The organism is Nostoc sp. NMS9 (assembly GCF_017114995.1).
Classification (GTDB): domain Bacteria; phylum Cyanobacteriota; class Cyanobacteriia; order Cyanobacteriales; family Nostocaceae; genus Nostoc.
The window spans coordinates 82,524-101,378 of record NZ_JABXKL010000108.1 but is presented as its reverse complement, the minus strand read 5'-3'; the positions used below and the strand labels follow the sequence as shown (position 1 = coordinate 101,378).

General features: G+C 43.2%; 11 protein-coding genes. 4 read left to right on the top strand and 7 right to left on the bottom strand.

What is annotated here, in order from left to right; genetic code table 11:
- Nucleotides 1-2: 2 nt before the first annotated feature.
- The 4 genes from HWQ40_RS35115 to HWQ40_RS35100 are packed head-to-tail and all read right to left on the bottom strand — an operon-like array spanning nt 3 to nt 3,851.
- On the bottom strand, nt 3-959 hold the full coding sequence (locus HWQ40_RS35115; protein WP_292787215.1) for an N-acetylglucosamine kinase: 957 nt from the start codon (nt 957-959) through the stop codon (nt 3-5).
- A 14-nt stretch (nt 960-973) separates the two neighbouring features.
- Complete coding sequence (locus HWQ40_RS35110; RefSeq protein ID WP_292787213.1) at nt 974-2,245, bottom strand: AmpG family muropeptide MFS transporter; 1,272 nt, start codon at nt 2,243-2,245, stop codon at nt 974-976.
- A 30-nt stretch (nt 2,246-2,275) separates the two neighbouring features.
- Nucleotides 2,276-3,538: a glutathionylspermidine synthase family protein gene (locus tag HWQ40_RS35105; RefSeq protein ID WP_292787211.1), complete on the bottom strand. Its 1,263-nt coding sequence runs from the start codon at nt 3,536-3,538 to the stop codon at nt 2,276-2,278.
- 7 nt (nt 3,539-3,545) lie between these two features.
- Nucleotides 3,546-3,851, bottom strand: coding sequence for a hypothetical protein (locus tag HWQ40_RS35100; RefSeq protein WP_292787209.1), 306 nt, complete (start codon nt 3,849-3,851; stop codon nt 3,546-3,548).
- 190 nt (nt 3,852-4,041) lie between these two features.
- Between HWQ40_RS35100 and HWQ40_RS35095 the strand changes: the two genes are divergently transcribed.
- Together HWQ40_RS35095 and HWQ40_RS35090 are read left to right on the top strand one after the other, a co-directional pair.
- A complete protein-coding gene (locus HWQ40_RS35095; RefSeq protein WP_292787205.1) occupies nt 4,042-7,026 on the top strand; it encodes a valine--tRNA ligase in 2,985 nt (994 codons plus the stop codon).
- Between the two features lie 171 nt (nt 7,027-7,197).
- Complete coding sequence (locus HWQ40_RS35090; protein WP_094348415.1) at nt 7,198-7,632, top strand: hypothetical protein; 435 nt, start codon at nt 7,198-7,200, stop codon at nt 7,630-7,632.
- Nucleotides 7,633-7,742: 110 nt separating this feature from the next.
- On the opposite strand, the gene HWQ40_RS35085 is transcribed toward HWQ40_RS35090, so the two are convergent.
- Nucleotides 7,743-12,164, bottom strand: coding sequence for a cadherin-like domain-containing protein (locus HWQ40_RS35085; RefSeq protein WP_292787202.1), 4,422 nt, complete (start codon nt 12,162-12,164; stop codon nt 7,743-7,745).
- 64 nt (nt 12,165-12,228) lie between these two features.
- A complete protein-coding gene (locus tag HWQ40_RS35080; protein ID WP_292787200.1) occupies nt 12,229-13,332 on the bottom strand; it encodes a TIGR03032 family protein in 1,104 nt (367 codons plus the stop codon).
- Between the two features lie 935 nt (nt 13,333-14,267).
- Between HWQ40_RS35080 and cysC the strand changes: the two genes are divergently transcribed.
- The gene (gene cysC / locus HWQ40_RS35075; RefSeq protein WP_292787197.1) at nt 14,268-14,840 is read left to right on the top strand and encodes an adenylyl-sulfate kinase; all 573 of its coding nucleotides are present in this window, start codon (nt 14,268-14,270) and stop codon (nt 14,838-14,840) included.
- A 31-nt stretch (nt 14,841-14,871) separates the two neighbouring features.
- Here cysC and HWQ40_RS35070 read toward each other — a convergent pair whose 3' ends face one another.
- Nucleotides 14,872-16,863, bottom strand: a complete 1,992-nt coding sequence (locus tag HWQ40_RS35070; protein ID WP_292787195.1) for an AarF/ABC1/UbiB kinase family protein — start codon at nt 16,861-16,863, stop codon at nt 14,872-14,874.
- A gap of 242 nt (nt 16,864-17,105) precedes the next feature.
- Between HWQ40_RS35070 and recN the strand changes: the two genes are divergently transcribed.
- Nucleotides 17,106-18,854 carry a DNA repair protein RecN gene (gene recN / locus HWQ40_RS35065; RefSeq protein ID WP_292787193.1) on the top strand — a complete coding sequence of 583 codons (1,749 nt, stop codon included), beginning with the start codon at nt 17,106-17,108 and terminating at the stop codon, nt 18,852-18,854.
- Nucleotide 18,855 lies beyond the last annotated feature (1 nt).

Here is an 18,855-nt window from a genome sequence, read left to right as displayed (position 1 = left end):
CATCAATTTTGAGTTGTCTGCAACGCTAACAAACCAGCACCATAAGCAGGCTCATACCTCGGAAAAATCACCTTTACTTCAGGAAACTTCTTAACAAGAGACGTTGCAAATCTTTCATGGATCTTGCATCTACCGCGCCACACGCTTCCTGTTGTAACTACTTCCAAAACTGAGTCAGCACTAAAAATAGCATCAATTACTGTAGATGTAGCTTTTACTAAATCTTTTACAGCATCGTCAATTATGCTACTGGCTACTACATCATCTGACGCGGCTGCAAAATCTACAATTGGTGCTAAAGCTGCTATCTGTTTAACTCCCCATTCTCGCCGATATACTACTTCTATTAAATATTCTATACTTTCCAAATCAAGATGCTGTTTGAAATCCTCTAGCAAACTCGTTGACATTTCCCGCCCATCATAAGATTTTAATGCTGCTTTCATGCCTGCGATCGCAATTTTATAGGCGCTACCTTCATCTCCTAAAATATACCCCCAGCCACCGACTCGCTTGGTATCTCCCTGATGGTTTTGCCCAAAAACTATCGAACCAGTACCTGCTGCAACCACAATTCCTACAGACTGACCAATTCCACCAACTAAAGCAATTAAAGCATCGTTACAAATTATAATATTTGCTGGCTGTAATGCCCAATTAATAGGCAATTTGTTATTTTGTAACTCTTTAACTAAACCTTTTACTACTTCAATATCTGTTGCACGACCTACACCTGCTAAACCCAGACATATCGCCTCAATATTCACAGTATTTGTAATTGTTGCTGCCTCAACCGCTTTGTAAATTGCTGATTGAATAGATTGTAGAGTGGCTTCAATACCTATACTCTGATAATTAGATGGGCCTGCTTCACCGCGACCTAGCACTTGACGCGAATCATCCATTAAGACACAAACAGTCTTGCTACCGCCCCCATCTATTCCTAAAACATAACTCATGGATTGCAATAATGTTAATTATTTTGACGCTTCGGTTCTTCTTTTAAAGGAATAAAAAATAGAGCAATCATCCCAGGAATTGTGAGCAAACAGATCAAGACAAAAAATAATGGATATCCAAGTTCTTTTTGTAAATAACCACTAACTAAGCCTGGTAACATCATTCCTAAAGCCATAATGCCAGTGGAGATAGCAAAATGAGAAGTTTTATATTCGCCTTGGCAAATATACATTAAATAAACACTAAAAGCTGTAAATCCAAAACCATAACCAAATTGCTCCAAGGAAACCAAGGGATACACTAATGTTAGTGAAGGCTTCGTATAAGCCATATACACATAAAATACATCAGGTAAATTCAATGCTAAAGCCATAGGAAATAGACACTTTTTTAATCCATATCTAGAAATTAGTAAGCCTCCTAAAATTCCTCCACAGATTAGGGATATTACCCCAAAGGTACCGTAGACTAATCCGACATCTGATGTTGATAGCCCTAAACCGCCTACTTCTGGTTTGTCTAATAAAAATAAAGAGGCTATCTTGACAAGCATTGCTTCGCCAAGTCTGTAAAGCAAGATAAATGCTAAAATATTTATAATTTTATTCTGAGCAAAATATGAGCGAATGATTGACCAAAAGGGTATATTTTCCCTAGCTTGTATTTGTCGTTGATTATCTGATTCGGGTAAGGGTAAAATTAGGCGATGGTAAATAAACAAAATTGCTAAAATTAAAGCTGAGAAGCCAATAGCTATAGTCCAGCTTAAAGGAATATTATTGAGAGATACTTCAAGCTGACCTGCTAAGACTACTAATACTCCAGAGCCAAAAATGACAGCCATTCTATAAAACAGTGAGCGAATGCCAACAAAGAAGGCTTGTTGTTCTGGAGATAAAGCCAGTAGATAGAAGCCATCTGTGGCAATGTCATAAGTTGCAGAAATAAATGCTCCAATTGTTAATGTTGCAAAGGAGATGAAAAAGAAATTTGGCAGTTGTAAGGATAAGGCTATCAAACCTAAACAAGCGAACATGGCAAATTGGGTATAAAGTATCCATTTGCGTTTGGTAGAGTAAATATCAACGATTGGGCCCCAAAACATTTTGATGACCCAAGGTAGATAGAGAAAACTTGTCCATAAGGCGATTTGAGTATTATCTATTCCCAGTTTTTTGTAAAAGATTACGGAAACTGTGTTGATGATGACGTAAGGTATGCCGGAGGCAAAATACAATGTGGGTATGTATGTCCAGGGCGAAGGGCTGGTGGTTTGAGGTTTCATATTTGCCTCTAATTCTCGATGCTGTTAAAATTAGCATCCAATAGGACACCAATAGGATAAGTTATCTGTAATTTCTCCTTCAGAAAGGCGGATTCCTACACCTCCAGGTATAAACTTATCACTACCATCGTTATATAGCCATGCTCCCCAAACCTGAGTCATCGACTTGCCATCAATTTCTAATTTAGGAAACTCTAATAACTCTTGATACACATAATTCTGTTGTGTATACCAAGGGTCATTATTACTACTACGCACAGAGATATTTCCTGAATTAACTGCAAATCCTCCTTCACCTTCTCTTCCTAAAATAGGTTTGGCAAAGTATGAATTACCTATTGCTGTTGCACTCAATGATGTTTTAGGGAAATATTCCCAGACTGTCCCAGCATCTTTGTCAGGAAAAAAGTCATATCCCAAATCTGTAATTAGGGCAAATACACTCTTTGGTTGCAGTGCAAAGGCAGAACCAAAGTTTACAATCACAATTTTCTTCTCAAAAATTAGTTGCTCTAGAGCCGGCCATAATCTTTCACCTTTTTCATCAGTATCATAGATTAGCCATTCCACTGGATACCACATAAAGAGTATATCTATTGGTTTTTGTGTTCTTCGATCAAATAGATATTCACCATCTTTGATGCCAAGATATTCTAAAGGTAAGATGGCACTTTTAGACTCCAAGTAATTGCTTAACCATCGCATAGTACCTAAATCTTCGGCATTGTTCAAAGCTGTAAATGCTACGCGACAATCTGTAACTGGTTTACCCAAAATTAATGCGGCTCTATTGACATGTTGATTGAGTGTTATTTTTAAAATTTTTTGAGCATCTAAATCTGGTTCTTGCAATCCAAAATGTCTGGCGACTTTTTTATTGCCATCTGTACACTCAAACCAAAAGCTAGGAGTTTGGGGATTAGTTTCTACTACTTTTTTTATCCCTGCGTCTTGATTCCAGCACCAATCAAGACGCATACAAAATGGTGCGAGAAAGTCATATTTAACTAACTTAATTGTAGCTTCAGGAAATCCATAATAAAGTAGTGTATCTTCATCAAGAGTACGAATAATTTTCCACGTTTGGGTTAAAATACTACCGACTAATTCCGATGCTTGCTGGATTTCTTGTATGGTCTGCGGTAAAACTTGATGGCAATAATAAAGAGCGTAAGGTGTTTCTTGGTCAGTTAGAGGTATACCTGTTCCTTCTTCAATCGGAGCAAAGTTGTACCAACCCATTTTCATCGACTGAAATAGACGCTTTCGTTGAGGACTGTTGAAAATATTCATAACTCTCTTATCCACCCGCATGACCACCGCGACCGAAACTACCAAAACCACTACGACCGTTGGAAGAACCGCTGGAAGTCCCGACCTCCGATGAATTACCATAACCGGATCTTCTAATGCTACTACCACCAGAGTAACCACTCGATCTGCCGCTACTATTCGATGAGGGAGAACAGTTATTGGCTTGTTGGTTTGGCGACGTTGTGGAGCTGCAATCTGACTGTCTTGCTTCTGGGGTTGTCGCACAAGAAGCAAGTAGCGATACAGTCATAACTAACACGATGAGTTGAAATAAACCTGGTTTCAATTTCATGAGTCTTTCTGAGCGAATATACAGATGTCAGCTACGGAGTTTATTCAAGATAACTACAAGGGTCAAAAATAGATTTCGTATTTTCAGATTTTTTAAGGGATATATCCACGATTTCGAGAATTGCTAAACAAACCCTCTCCAACCCTGTGGCAAAATTTATTAGAGTCCTTCCATAGTTAGTTTGCCCCGCATGACCGCAACCATTCCCAATCTCCCCAGTCTCTACGACCCTTTTTCCACTGAAGCCAAGTGGCAAAAATTCTGGGAAGACAACCAAGTTTACAAAGCTGACCCCAATAAAGGCGGCGAACCCTACTGCATCGTCATTCCCCCGCCGAATGTCACCGGTAGCTTACACATGGGTCACGCTTTTGAAAGTGCGTTGATTGATACCCTTGTGCGCTACCACCGGATGCAGGGGCGCAATACCCTATGGCTACCGGGAACTGACCACGCCAGCATTGCTGTGCATAGTATGCTGGAAAAGCAACTCAAGACAGAGGGGAAAACTCGCTACGAGTTGGGGCGCGAAAAGTTCCTAGAACGCGCTTGGCAATGGAAGGCGGAGTCTGAGGGAACAATTCTTAATCAGCTACGACGTTTGGGTGTCTCGGTGGACTGGTCGCGGGAAAGGTTTACCCTGGATGAGGGTTTATCTAAAGCTGTTGTCGAGGCATTTACTCGCCTTTACGAGGAAGGCTTAATTTATCGTGGTGAATATTTAGTTAACTGGTGTCCTGCTTCTCAGTCGGCTGTGTCTGACGTGGAAGTAGAAAATCAAGAAGTGAATGGAAATCTCTGGCACTTCCGCTATCCTCTCACTGATGGTTCTGGTTTTGTAGAGGTGGCGACAACTAGACCAGAAACGATGCTGGGTGATACGGCTGTAGCAGTTAATCCCAATGACGATCGCTACAAACATCTCATCGGCAAAACTGTAACTCTGCCAATTTTACACCGAGAAATTCCGATCATTGGCGATGAATTTGTTGATCCCACCTTTGGCACGGGTTGCGTGAAAATAACTCCCGCCCATGACCCGAACGATTTTGACATGGGTAAGCGTCACAATCTGCCGTTAATCAACATCATGAATAAAGACGGCACTCTCAACGCCAATGCCGGGGAGTTTCAAGGACAAGACCGCTTTGTTGCTAGAAAGAATGTGGTTTCTCGCTTAGAGGCAGATGGCTTTCTGGTGAAGATAGAAAATTATAAACATACCGTTCCATACAGCGATCGCGGTAAAGTACCTATTGAACCTCTCCTCTCGACTCAGTGGTTCGTCAAAATTCGCCCCCTCGCTGACAACACTCTCGAATTCCTCGACCAGCAAACTTCTCCAAGGTTTGTCCCCCAAAGCTGGACAAAGGTCTATCGTGATTGGCTAGTAAAACTCAATGATTGGTGCATCTCTCGCCAATTATGGTGGGGACACCGAATTCCTGCTTGGTACGCTGTTAGTGAAACGGATGGGCAAATAACCGATAATACGCCCTTTGTGGTGGCGAAATCGGAAACTGAAGCTTGGGAGAAGGCTAAATCAGAATTTGGCGAAAATGTCAAGTTAGAACAAGACCCAGATGTACTAGATACTTGGTTTTCTTCTGGACTCTGGCCATTTTCGACTTTGGGCTGGCCGGAACAAACTCAAGATTTAGCAACTTACTACCCGACTACTACTTTGGTGACAGGCTTTGACATCATCTTTTTCTGGGTTGCCAGAATGACCATGATGGCTGGACATTTTACCGGACAAATGCCTTTCCAAACAGTTTACATCCACGGCTTGGTGCTGGATGAAAAAGGTCAAAAGATGGGAAAGAGCAAAGGTAATGGCATTGACCCGTTGTTATTAATTGACAAATATGGTACTGATGCCCTGCGCTATACCCTAATTAGGGAAGTTGCAGGGGCTGGACAAAATATCCGGTTGGAGTACGATCGCAAAAAGGATGAATCAGCATCAGTAGAGGCATCTCGCAACTTTGCAAACAAGTTGTGGAATGCTGCCCGGTTTGTGATGATGAATTTGGATGGACAAACACCGCAACAATTGGGGAACCCAGTAGCTATCGAATTGAGCGATCGCTGGATTATCTCGCGGTATCATCAAGTTGTCAAACAAACCACCGATTACATCGATAATTACGGTTTAGGGGAAGCAGCAAAAGGACTCTACGAATTCATCTGGGGTGATTTCTGCGACCAGTATATTGAACTGGTGAAATCCAGATTGCAAGCAGATGCCGATCCAGCATCGCGGCGGGTAGCGCAGCAAACCCTCGGCTACATACTGGAAGGGATTATGAAACTGCTTCATCCCTTCATGCCTCATATTACCGAAGAAATTTGGCAAACTCTTACCCAACAATCAGCAGATTCCCTGCAAACTTTACCGTTACAAATCTATCCCCAGGTAGATGCAAATCTAATTGATCAAGCTTTAGAAGAACAATTTGAATTACTAATTGGTACTATCCGCACAATTCGGAATTTGCGAGCTGAGGCGGATATTAAACCAGGGGTAAAAGTGATAGCGAATTTGCAAACTGAAAGCGAGAAGGAGCGGGAAATTCTCACTGGTGGACAGTCTTATATAAAAGATTTGGCGAAGGTTGAGACTTTAACCATTACTGACAAGCAAGAAAAGCAAACTGTTGCAGTTAAAAAACCTCAAAGGGGTTTGAAGACAATTGGCTTAATTATTGTAGCGATTGTATTTGGTAGATTGGGTTTAGCTGTGGGTTATGCCATTGATGACACTTTGCTGGTCGGAACTTTCTTTGAACTAGTTGGTTTTGGTTACACAGCTTGGTTTATTAGCCAAAATTTACTAACTGCTCAAGCGAGACTTAGGTTATGGAGCCGCATTTTCCCGCAGAAAGAATTAGAACAATCACAAGAATCAGAAAATGCGATCGCAGGTGTAATTGGTACAATACAAGTGCTAATTCCTCTGAGCGGTGTGGTAGATATTGAAGTTGTACGTGCCAAGCTAGAAAAAAGCTTGAGCAAAGCTGAAGCCGAAGTTCAATCCCTGAGTACCAGATTAAACAATCCTAGTTTCGTAGATAGAGCTAGAGCCGACGTGGTACAGGGAGCGCGGGATGCCTTAGCAGAAGCACAGAAGCAAGCTGAAATTTTGCGCGATCGCCTTAAGGGGTTAATGTAGGCATCGCCTGCGTGGCTTAGGATAACTGTAATGGGTAATGGGAGTGTTAATAATTCCCAATTACCCATTACCAATTAACAAGATCCAAATATCCATTCTGGCACTTAATTTTTTATTAAATTTTTTTTGAATTTTGAATTTTGAATTTTGAATTGGAGCGAAGCGACCCTCATGCTATATCTAGCCCAGGTGCGTAAAAACGATTTTTTAGACCAGCACCAGTTACGCTTATTGGCGCGTCAAGAAGCTGATAACTTGTGGGCGATAATTCCCGAAGAAGCTTTCATTCTGCTTGGAAAGGGAAAGATCATGAGTGAGAACTTACTTGTTCTAGTAGAACTTTCTCCTACAGGCGATATTGAAAGACTAGAAGACGCGACTAACTGGGTACTGCATCTGGTACAAAACTACCTCACCATCGGCATTACCCCAGAATTTTTGCAGCATGAGGCCGAGCGAGCAGAACATTGGCGACAATCCCTGACGTTGCAAAACCAAGACTTAGCAAGGCGTTCTTTAGAGTTGGAAGCCAGACGCGAGCAAATTCAAGCCTTAGAAGAAAGCCTCAAACGCGAGAAAAACGGTTATTCCCAAGAGGAAAGTTAAAAGTTTGTAGTTGTGTTGCACTCAAATGTGTATTTATGACAGATTACCCAGCAAGAGTTGATCTGTCTCTTACTGGGTAATCTCTAGATGCTTGCTATAGTTAGCTTTCGTTAGGCAATGACAGTAATATTTGCACTACTAAGCACTGCCTGATTGGAGAACTGGGCAATTTGAACTTGTGCAGTCTTACCAATCCCATCTGCGTCAAAGAAAAGATTACCCGTAGTTTGATCGTAGATAAAGCGATCGCTTCCTGCGATCGCACTGGTACCAAGTCGAAACAAGCCCGAATCGAGCGTCGTATTTTGAGATTGAACCAGTCCGAATTCAGCCTTGGAAATCAAGATAGTATCCTCTCCAAGAGTAAAATCAGCGATCGTATCATACCCTCCAGTACGGCTACCAGTTAGGTTGAAGTTATCTTGCCCAGTTCCACCAGTTAATACATCTCGACCAACTCCACCAGCGATTAGATCGTCACCTGCACCACCGAACAAGGTGTCATTGCCTGAGTTACCAAAGAGGCTATCATTGCCATCTCCTCCTGTTAAGGTGTTAGCACCAGTATTTCCCGTCAGGATGTTATTAAGGCTGTTACCAGTACCATTGATTGCCCCACTTCCACTCAGAGTCAAATTCTCCAGGTTATTTCCCAACACCCAATTCACCGAAGAATTGACTAAATCTGTGCCTGCATTTAAGTCTTCAATAATACTATCGTTCAGGTTGTCTACAGTGTAAATGTCATTGCCGACTCCACCATCAAGACTGTCAGTCCCTACACCTCCATTCAAGGTGTCATCGCCTGCACCGCCTAACAAGGTGTCATTACCTGAGCTACCAAAGAGGCTATCATTGCCATCTCCTCCTGTTAATGTGTTAGCACCAGTATTTCCCGTCAGGATGTTATTAAGGCTATTACCAGTACCATTGATTGCCCCGCTTCCAGTCAGGGTCAAGTTCTCCAGGTTATTTGCCAACACCCAATTCACCGAAGACTTAACTAAATCTATGCCTATATCTGAGCTTTCAGTAATCGAGTCGTTCAGGTTGTCTACGATGTAAGTATCATTGCCAGCTCCACCATTAAAACTATCAGCCCCTAAACCTCCATCCAAGGTGTCATTGTCTGCACCACCTAACAAGGTGTCATTGCCGGAACCACCAATTAGGCTATCGTTGCCATCTTCTCCGTTCAAGATGTTAGCGCCAGTATTTCCTATCAGAATGTTCTTAAGGCTGTTACCAGTACCATTGATTGCCCCACTTCCAGCCAGGGTCAAGTTCTCCAGATTATTTGTCAACACCCAATTCACCGAAGACTTAACTAAATCTGTGCCTGCATTTAAGCCTTCGATAATAATATCGTTGACGTTATCTACGATGTAAGTGTCATTACCGATTCCACCATCAAGACTATCAGCTCCCAACCCTCCATCTAAGGTGTCATTGCCTGCACCGCCCAACAAGGTGTCATTACCTGAATCACCAAAGAGGTTATCGTTACCACCTTCTCCACTCAAGATATTAGCGGCAGTATTTCCAATCAAGATATTATTAAGACTGTTACCAGTACCATTGATTGCCTCGGTTCCAGTTAGGGTCAAGTTCTCTACGTTATTTCCCAACACCCAACTCACCGAAGACTTGACTAAATCTGTGCCTGCATTTAAGCCTTCAGTAATCGAATCGCTCAGATTGTCTACGATGTAAGTATCATTGCCTTTACCACCGATGAGACTATCAGCTCCTGCACCACCATCTAAGGAATCATTTCCATCACTGCCATCGAGAGTGTCGTTATCACCTAGTCCTTGGAGCGTGTCATTGCCCTGCAATCCTGAGATGATATCCATATTCACCGTACCAGTCAGGGTGTCTGCACCTGAAGTGCCATTAATCGGAGGAGTGATTTGATTAATAGTCAAGTTGACAGTTGCAGTACTACTGCCTCCATGCCCATCACTTATGGTGTAAGTAAAGCCGTCAGAACCATAATAGTTTTGGACAGGCGTGTAAGTGTAAGTACCGTTGTTGTTGTTAAGTAAGCTTCCTTGGCTAGGTTGAGTCAAGCCAGTAATACTCAATACGTCACTAACATCGACATCTGTATCATTGCTCAACAGATTAGTAGCATTAATGATAATAGGTGTGTTTTTATTTGTGGTAATGCTGTCGTTAACAGCAACGGGAGCATCATTCACTGCCGTAATATTAATATTGCGGGTAACGACGGCACTATTAGCCGTACCATCATTAACTAGAAAGCTGACGGTACGAGGTATCGTACTGGGGTTATCACTACTGTTGGTATAAGTAATGGAACGCAGTGCAGTTTGATAATTAGCAACAGTGGCACTGCCAGTTAAAGTTAAGACACCTGTGCTACTGTTGTAGCTGCCGATAATCCCATTTTGGTTGGTGAAGGCGAGAGTATCTTGAGCAGAGACAAAACCATTGGTAATGCTGACGGTGGCACTAGCCAGGTTGGCGGAGTCTACGTCACTAACGGTGATACCTGAGTCAATGAGTGTAATAGCATTTTCAGTGTATACTAGGGCAGAATTGGTGGCAGTAGCAACGGGTGCATCATTAACTACCGTAATATTAATATTCCGGGTAACGGCAGTACTATTAGCAGTCCCATCATTAACTAGAAAGCTGACGGTACGAGGTATAGTACTGGGGTTATCACTGCTGTTGGTATAAGTAATGGAACGCAGTGCAGTTTGATAGTTAGCAACGGTGGCACTGCCGATTAAGGTTAAGACTCCTGTACTGCTGTTGTAGCTGCCGGTAATCCCATTTTGGTTGGTGAAGGCGAGAGTGTCTTGAGCAGAGGTGAAACCATTGGTAATGCTGATGGTAGCACTAACCAGGTTGGGGGAATCTACGTCGCTGACGGTGATGCCTGAGTCAAGTACTGTAGTTGCGTTCTCGGTATATGATAAGGCAGAACTCGTGGCAGTAGCGATGGCTACATCATTTACCGACGTAATATTAATATTGCGGGTAACGGCAATACTATTAGCAGTCCCATCATTAACTAGAAAGCTAACGGTACGAGGTGTAGTACTGGGGTTGTCGCTGCTGTTGTTATAAGTAATGGAACGCAGTGCAGTTTGATAGTTAGCAACGGTGGCACTGCCGATTAAGGTTAAGACTCCTGTACTGCTGTTGTAGCTGCCGGTAATCCCATTTTGGTTGGTGAAGGCGAGGATGTCTTCACCAGAGACAAAACCATTAGTAATCTTGACAGTGGCACTAGCCAGGTTGGGGGAGTCTGTGTCGCTGACGGTGATGCCTGAGTCGATAGCTGTAGTGGCGTTCTCAGTGTATGTCAGGGCAGAGGCAGAACCAGAGGTAATTGTCGGAGGAACCCCACTGTTATTGTTTAGTTGTGCATATATCCCAAAGCCAGACCCGTCCTGAACATTACTTTGCCAGGAAATAACAAAGTCCCCAGTGGCATCCATCGCCACTGTAGGGTTATTTTGAGAGTTGTTGGTGTAGTTATTGACCTGAAATTCGCCCCCAATAGCTACCCCAGAACTGTTGTAGCGTTGGGCATATATGCCATCGATAGATCCATCCTGACTATCGCTAGTCCAGGAAATGATAAAGTCCCCATCTGCATCCATCGCTACTGTGGGGTTATATTGATTGCCGTCAGCGTGAGTATTGACTTGGAATTCGACCCCAACAGCCATCCCAGCACTGGTGTAGCGTTGGGCATATATGCCATAGTTAGATCCGTCCTGACCAAGGCTTTGCCAGGAAATGATAAAGTCCCCAGTGGCATCCATCGCTACTGTGGGGTTCTTTTGAAAGCTGTCGGTGTGGGTATTGACTTGGAATTCGACCCCAACAGCCATCCCAGCACTGTTGTAGCGTTGGGCATATATGCCCAAGTAAGACCCGTCCTGATAATAGCTTTGCCAGGAAATAACAAAGTCCCCTGTGGCATCTATCGCTACTGTGGGGTTATATTGAGAGCTTTCGGTGTGGGTATTGACTTTGAATTCGCCCCCAACAGCTGCCCCAGAACTGTTGTAGCGTTGAGCATATACCCCATAGCCAGTAGAGCCAGTAGCTCCGTCCTGACCACTGCTTTGCCAGGAAATGACAAAGTTACCATTGTCATCCATCGCTACTGTGGGGTTAACTTGCTCGTTGTTAGTGAAGGTATTAACCTGAAATTCGCCCCCAACAGCCACTCCAGAAGTGTTGTAGCGTTGGGCATATATCCCAGAGCCAGACCCATCTTGGCTTTGCCAGGAAATAACAAAGTCACCATCGGCATCGATCGCTACTGTAGAGTTAAGTTGATTGCCGTTGGTGTTGGTATTGACTTTGAATTCGCCCCCAACAGCCACTCCAGCACTGTTGTAGCGTTGAGCATACACCCCATAGCCAGATCCATCCTGAGCATTACCAGTCCAGGAAATGATGAAGTCCCCATCAGCATCCATTGCTACTGCGGGGTTAATTTGATTATTGTTGGTGTAAGTATTGACTTTGAATTCATTCATGAAAAAACCTCTGAAAAAACTAAAATTATGATTTCAACAATTACGGTCTGATTAAACAGATTCCTTAGTCATTAGGAATCACTGCACTCGGTCGCAGCCAATAATTCAACTCTGGTGCAGTAAATGCTTGGCGGATTTCTTTTCGTTCTTGATTCAAAACCATCGGACGCTGCACACCAGCAAGAAACTGTACATCATAAAGTTCTTGACAGCCTGTGGTGAACTTCAGCATCCCTACCTGTTGCCCATTTCGCAAATCCACAACTGCCACACCACAGAGCAACTTCTCAAACCGTTGGGTTATGGGCAACCCTCCGAAAATATGCCGTTCCCGAATCTGGCATAGTCCGACTAGGGCGTAATACCCGACGCAGCACAACCCTCGCAGAAATCCAGGGAGTACACAGACTACTTGTTTGTCTCCTGATTCTGGATGAATGCGCCATATTTCCCCTGCACCAGAGTTGAGTAACCACAAAAACCCGTCATGCCAAATTGGGGAATGGGGCATTGATAATCCATCTAAAACAATTTCATTGCTCTCTACTTCCACTACGACCCCACCGTTGGCTTTACCTGGTCGCCATCCCCCGACGGTATCTGTCGCACCGAGGGCAGTCACATATTTGGGTTTGCCATCCACCATCGCTAACCCATTCAGGTGGCAGCGGTCTTCTGGAACAACTTCAGAAATAAATTTGGGATGCCAGCGCGGTACAAAGCTAAAGTCTGGACTTAAGGCAGAAAGACAGGAAAAACGGGTGTTGACAATCCACAGCCCTTCTCTGCCAAATTCCAGGTCGTGAATATTCAGGTCGCCTGTAAAGTATGCCATCCGTGGTAGGTAAAGGGCATCGTAGCGTCCGGGTTGGTCTTCTAAAAACTCATAAGCTAAGGCGGGGGCATTGGCTAATAAACAGACTTCATGATGGCTAGCCAGTGCCAGTCGTGAACCATTCACTGCCAATCCCATTGGTTTGGAAAATTGGCGTAACAGCATGGTTATCTGTTCCCCATTCCAGCCTACTAGTGCTAGTTTTCCGGCTTGGTAGGTAGTGATGGCAACTGAGCCTCTGGCTTGACTCAGCCAGGAGATAAATCCCTGATCGGCATCACATTGAATTAAGTTATTCTCTTCTGGGGCAGTAGTGGGAAAAGTGGACAACATAAATCAGTTCAATTAAATTTCAAATTTTGTTGAGGAACTTTAGACTTAGTTAAATACAAAATATACTCAGTCGCTCTAGGTCTTAAAATTGAGCGGTAAATCACCAACTACGAACCTCGAAAATTACTGGCACAAACTACTAGTACAGCACGGCGTAAATCCAGCTATTACCTCAATTAAGCAGACAAGTTGCTCAGAGCAACTGGTTAAAGGTGAACAAATTTATGCCAAAGTGTACTAGTGGTCTATCGCAAAAGTTTTGAGAGGTGAATTAGTTTTAAATTTCTCTTCTTTACCTCTTAACTTCGCACTCTTCTCTGACGAGACGCTGCGCGAATGCGTCCTTTGCGGTTCGTTTTATTAACCCATCAGAATTAATGGGACAGACCACTAGGCGTGCCATCATTGTCAATAAACAAGCCTGTACCAGAAACAGCACCTAAAGGAATCGCCCCCAGATAATGGGTTGTGCCGCCATAAAGCTGCACTGGATATAACTTTGCAGATATTTTGAACTTAGTTTTTTTATAATGTCCTAGTGGTAAATCTTATTTTGTAATCTACTGTTATAATAAAGACTATTTTGTTTAAAAATAAACTGTATATATACTGAATGTAAAAATTAGTTAAAACTTCAATAATTTGAAAACTTGATCAGCAAGTTTTGTTACTCTAGCGGCGAATTGCGTTGTTAGGGTTCAGAAAATGCATAAGTGTACCCCGTCGTATACATGGACATCTTTTGTATTAAATATTTAGCCTAAATACGTATAATTATGCGATTCCTTCACTCGAAATCAGTAGAGGTAAAAGTAGCAAGGCTGACACGGGCTACCTTGCAATGGCTGAAATTCCTGCTAAAAAAAGATTATAAAAATAAAATTACTATTTGACCCACAATTACCTAAAAAAGCTTTTTTGGTGTGCCATTTAAAATGTACGACGAAAGTAGGATGAGACAACAAGAGTGTGGTGTGACAGTATGGTTCACTGGTCTGAGTGGTGCAGGTAAAACTACTATCTGTCAATTCGTGGAGAAGGAACTGCGGATACAGGGATACAGAGTTGAAGTTCTGGATGGTGATGCAGTACGTCAAAACCTATGCAAAGGATTGGGTTTCAGTAAAGAGGATCGAGAGGAGAATATTCGGCGCATTGGCTTTGTAGCTCACCTTCTTGCCAGAAATAATGTAATTGTATTGGTTTCGGCAATTTCACCGTACCGTGAAATTCGGGAAGAAGTGCGCCAAAGTATTCAATTTTTCATTGAAGTTTACGTCAACGCATCATTAGAAGTTTGTGAACAACGAGACGTAAAAGGGTTATATAAAAAAGCAAGAGCAGGAGAAATTAAGCACTTTACTGGTATTGATGATCCTTATGAAATACCACTCTGTCCTGAAGTCGAATGCAAAACTAACCAGGAAAGCGTTGCTGAAAGTGCAACTAAGGTCTTAGAAAAGCTAGAAGAGTTGGGTTATATAGTTGCTAGAATGAATGGTTTATGAGTTAAATAAAGTTTTTAACTCATAACTTTTACTAGGATGCCAATAATTGCCGAATTAACCTGGCTACAGCTTTCTGCGTGAAGCGGTTGGCAATTTGTTGACCTAAACGTTGTACATCTGAATTTACCAATAACTGGGCAATTTGGGATGCAAGTTGCACTGGGTCAAAGCCTCTTGTTTCTCGGAGAATACCTAATATATGTTTGATATGCTCCAAGGTTTGTTGTTGCTCAACTGTAGCCGCTGGAGTTTTATTGACTGCTGTCAATCCTACCCGTTCTCGCAACAAGGAGGTAAAGTTATGCAAAACATTTTTACCTAAAGCATCGAGTCCGTTAACAGATTCATCTACTAGTTTGTCACGAATAAAAGCACCGCGTTCAGATGACAGAAATTCTATCCCCTGATTTAGCACTAAATTCAAGTCGTAGTCTTGACTATTACGCGCATTTTTTAACAAGTTTTCTAAGCGATTCCAGCGAAATCTGTTATCTTTAAATAACAAATCTTGCAATGATGCTCTTAATTGCGGTGCTGGATCTGTTAACAGGCGTTTAGAAACGTAGGGATAAGCTTCGCTGAGAACTTTAAAATTTGGGTCTATATATATTGCAATACCTTCAAGCGTCACAAGGGAGCGAATAATTAAGGCGTAGTAGGGCGGTACGCGGAAAGGATACTCATACATCAAAGCTGATAGTTCATCGGTGATGCTTTTAATGTTGAGTTCGGCAACGCTGGCTCCTTGGGCATCAGCAAAAACTCTCGCAAAAGCTGGGATAATTGGTGTTAAATCGGTTTCTGGTGATAAGAAATCTAATTTCACGTAGTCTTTTGCTAATCCTTCAAAGTCGCGGTTGACAACGTGGACGATCGCTTCAATCAAACCATAACGCTGTGGTGGCTTAATCTCGCTCATCATCCCAAAGTCGAGATAAGCTAACTTGCCATCGGTTGTCGCTAACAAATTACCAGGGTGGGGATCGGCATGGAAAAATCCATGTTCTAGCAGCTGGCGCAGGGAACACTGCACACCCACTTCAATTAGATAACGAGCATCTATCCCTTGGGCGCTAATTTCTTCTGTCTGGGTTAATTTCGTGCCGTTAATCCACTCCATTGTCAAGACGCGACGATTGGTGTATTCCCAGTAAATTTTCGGTACGTATATGTCTTTTATATGACCATATAACTCAAAAAAGCGTTCGGCATTTTCACCTTCATGGATGTAGTCCATCTCTTCAAAGATGCGATCGCCTAATTCATCAAGAATCCCAACTAAGTCACTTCTTACCCGTTTAACCTTTTTCTGCACCCAAGCGGCGAGGTTACGCAAGATATACAAGTCAATGGTGATCCCCTCTCTTAAGTCGGGACGTTGAACTTTAACAGCGACTTCTTCGCCAGTTTTTAGCTTACCTTTATATACTTGCCCCAATGAAGCCGCAGCAATTGGCTGGGCCGAGAGTTCGGCGTAAACCTCTTCTGGAGGTGCGCCTAATTCTTCTTTGATAAACTGGTAAGCAATTTCGTTGGGGAAAGGCGGTAATTGGTCTTGTAGTTTAGTTAATTCTTCTAGGTATACGGGAGGAACTAGATCCGGTCTGGTGGATAAAGCTTGTCCAATTTTGATGTAAGCAGGCCCTAATTGGGTCAGCAATACTCGTAGCTGAGTGGCTCGGCGGCGGTCATTTTTGACAACAATTCCCCGTTTACTATCCGACCACAATCCAAAAGCAAAGGATAGAGTCGGCCCCAACACGGCAAAAATCCGCCGTAAAACTTGCACTTTTTTATTTTGGTAATGCGCCGCTATGCCCACGGGATCGTAAAGCGTCTCAGGTTGGGCTGTTGTCCTCACCTTTTGGGCTGCTAAGAGTCTTGGTGAGGTTACAACTAAGCTTGATGTAGCATCTTCCGGCACTACATCAATAATATCCAGTTCGTCGCCTCGGCGATTTGTGCCGTTGCGACTGTCCTCCTGAATCGGTCGGGAACTAGGGGGAAGTGTCTTAACAATCATGAAGAAGGCCACCAGTCAGAACGATCACATTAAGTATTGTAACAATATGTTTAGAAATTGGGGATTGGGAATTGGTTATTTCTTCCTCATCTCCCCCTGCTCCCTAGTACTAATAGGTCTGCTACACTTAAACGGGCATACTAGTTCAATAGTAGTAGGTATTGCTAGTTGCTGAAAGATCATACTTATTGTCTTGTAAGTTAGAAGTATCTGGCATCTGCCCTCATGGAGAATTTGGCTTGATGTTGCTTTGCCTGCGAATTGAAAACTTTGCCCTCATTGACCAACTGGAATTGGAGTTTGGCGCGGGACTAAATGTGTTAACAGGTGAAACCGGCGCTGGAAAATCGATTATCTTGGATGCCATTGATGCCGCTTTGGGCGGTAAAGTCTCTAGTAGAGTCATTCGCACGGGGACAAGTCGGGCGATGGTTGAAGCTACTTTCACCTCAAATGCCCCTCTAGCCGCTTGGTTGACTGAACAAGAAATAGATTTGCTTGATGAAAATTCTGTAGTCATTAGCCGAGAAATCACAGCCACTGCGAGTAATGTCCGTAGTCGATCGCGGGTGAATGGTGTGTTGGTAAATCGGCAGATCATGGTAGGAATGCGCGATCGCTTGGTGGAAATCACAGCCCAAGGTCAAACTGTACAAGTGGGACAATCAGCCCAAGTCAGGGACTGGTTAGATTTGTATGGCGGCGACTCCTTGATGCAGCAGCGCCATAAAGTCGCCACGAGCTTTAGTAGTTACCAACAGGCGCATTTAGCACTAGAAAAACGCCGGACATCAGAACGGGAACGGTTACAACAACTCGACTTGCTCACTTATCAAGTGCAAGAACTGGGAGCAGCCAATCTTAGTGAGCCTAATGAATTGGAACAGTTGGGACAAGAACGGGAACGCCTGAATCATGTCGTTGATTTGCAACAGATGAGTTACAAAGTTTATCAGGCTTTGTATCAAAATGATCATGAAACTCCCGCCGCAGCAGATTTATTGGGAGACAGTGAGGCGACATTAAATCACATGGTGGAATATGATACTCAACTACAATATCTGTTGGAATTGGTGCGAGACGCGCAAGCTGCGGTAATGGAAGTGGGAAGGCAAATTAATGCTTATGGGGACGGTTTGGAAGCCGATCCGCATCGGTTGGAAGAGGTGGAAGAACGGATTCAAGAATTAAAGCAAATTTGCCGCAAGTACGGGCCGACACTAAAAGAAGCGATCGCTTACTACCAACGTATCCAAGCAGAATTAGCCCAACTTAACGACAGCGAACAATCTATCGAAAGTCTGGAACAGCAAGAGAAGGCGTGTTTTGAAAAACTCACCCAAGCAAGTAATCAGTTAACTCAATTGCGGAGTAAGGCGGCTGCTAATTTAGAATCGCGTTTGATAGCTGAACTCAAGCCCCTAGCGATGGAAAAGGTGAAGTTTCTGGTTGAGATATTACCAGCTTTTCCAACTGCGATGGGAGCAGATAAAATTACCTTTACATTTAGTTCCAACCCCGGAGAACCACTGCAACCTTTAACAGAAGTTGCCTCTGGTGGCGAAATGAGCCGCTTTTTACTGGCGCTGAAAGCTTGTTTTTCTCAGGTTGATGTGGCCGGGACGATGGTATTTGATGAAATTGATGTCGGGGTTTCGGGAAGGGTAGCCCAAGCGATCGCGGAAAAGTTATACCAGCTAAGTCAACGCAACCAAGTATTATGTGTTACCCATCAACCTTTAGTTGCGGCAATGGCCGATCGGCATTTTCGCGTAGACAAGCAAACTATTAATCAAAGCAAAGGTAAAAAAGCCAACAATGACAACGCCGAACAGCGTACCGTTGTCAGAGTTACTACTTTGGATAATTTAAACACGCGCCGGGAAGAACTAGCGCAGTTAGCTGGTGGTAAATCTGCAACTGATGCGATCGCTTTTGCAGAATCTCTATTATTACAAGCTGCTAACCACCGTCGCAGGGAGCATACTTGAC

Coding starts and splice junctions, on each gene's coding strand:
- HWQ40_RS35115 (WP_292787215.1), bottom strand. CDS start 959: ATGAGTTATGTTTTAGGAATAGATGGGGGCGGTAGCAAGACTGTTTGT.
- HWQ40_RS35110 (WP_292787213.1), bottom strand. CDS start 2,245: ATGAAACCTCAAACCACCAGCCCTTCGCCCTGGACATACATACCCACA.
- HWQ40_RS35105 (WP_292787211.1), bottom strand. CDS start 3,538: ATGAATATTTTCAACAGTCCTCAACGAAAGCGTCTATTTCAGTCGATG.
- HWQ40_RS35100 (WP_292787209.1), bottom strand. CDS start 3,851: ATGAAATTGAAACCAGGTTTATTTCAACTCATCGTGTTAGTTATGACT.
- HWQ40_RS35095 (WP_292787205.1), top strand. CDS start 4,042: ATGACCGCAACCATTCCCAATCTCCCCAGTCTCTACGACCCTTTTTCC.
- HWQ40_RS35090 (WP_094348415.1), top strand. CDS start 7,198: ATGCTATATCTAGCCCAGGTGCGTAAAAACGATTTTTTAGACCAGCAC.
- HWQ40_RS35085 (WP_292787202.1), bottom strand. CDS start 12,164: ATGAATGAATTCAAAGTCAATACTTACACCAACAATAATCAAATTAAC.
- HWQ40_RS35080 (WP_292787200.1), bottom strand. CDS start 13,332: ATGTTGTCCACTTTTCCCACTACTGCCCCAGAAGAGAATAACTTAATT.
- cysC (WP_292787197.1), top strand. CDS start 14,268: ATGTACGACGAAAGTAGGATGAGACAACAAGAGTGTGGTGTGACAGTA.
- HWQ40_RS35070 (WP_292787195.1), bottom strand. CDS start 16,863: ATGATTGTTAAGACACTTCCCCCTAGTTCCCGACCGATTCAGGAGGAC.
- recN (WP_292787193.1), top strand. CDS start 17,106: ATGTTGCTTTGCCTGCGAATTGAAAACTTTGCCCTCATTGACCAACTG.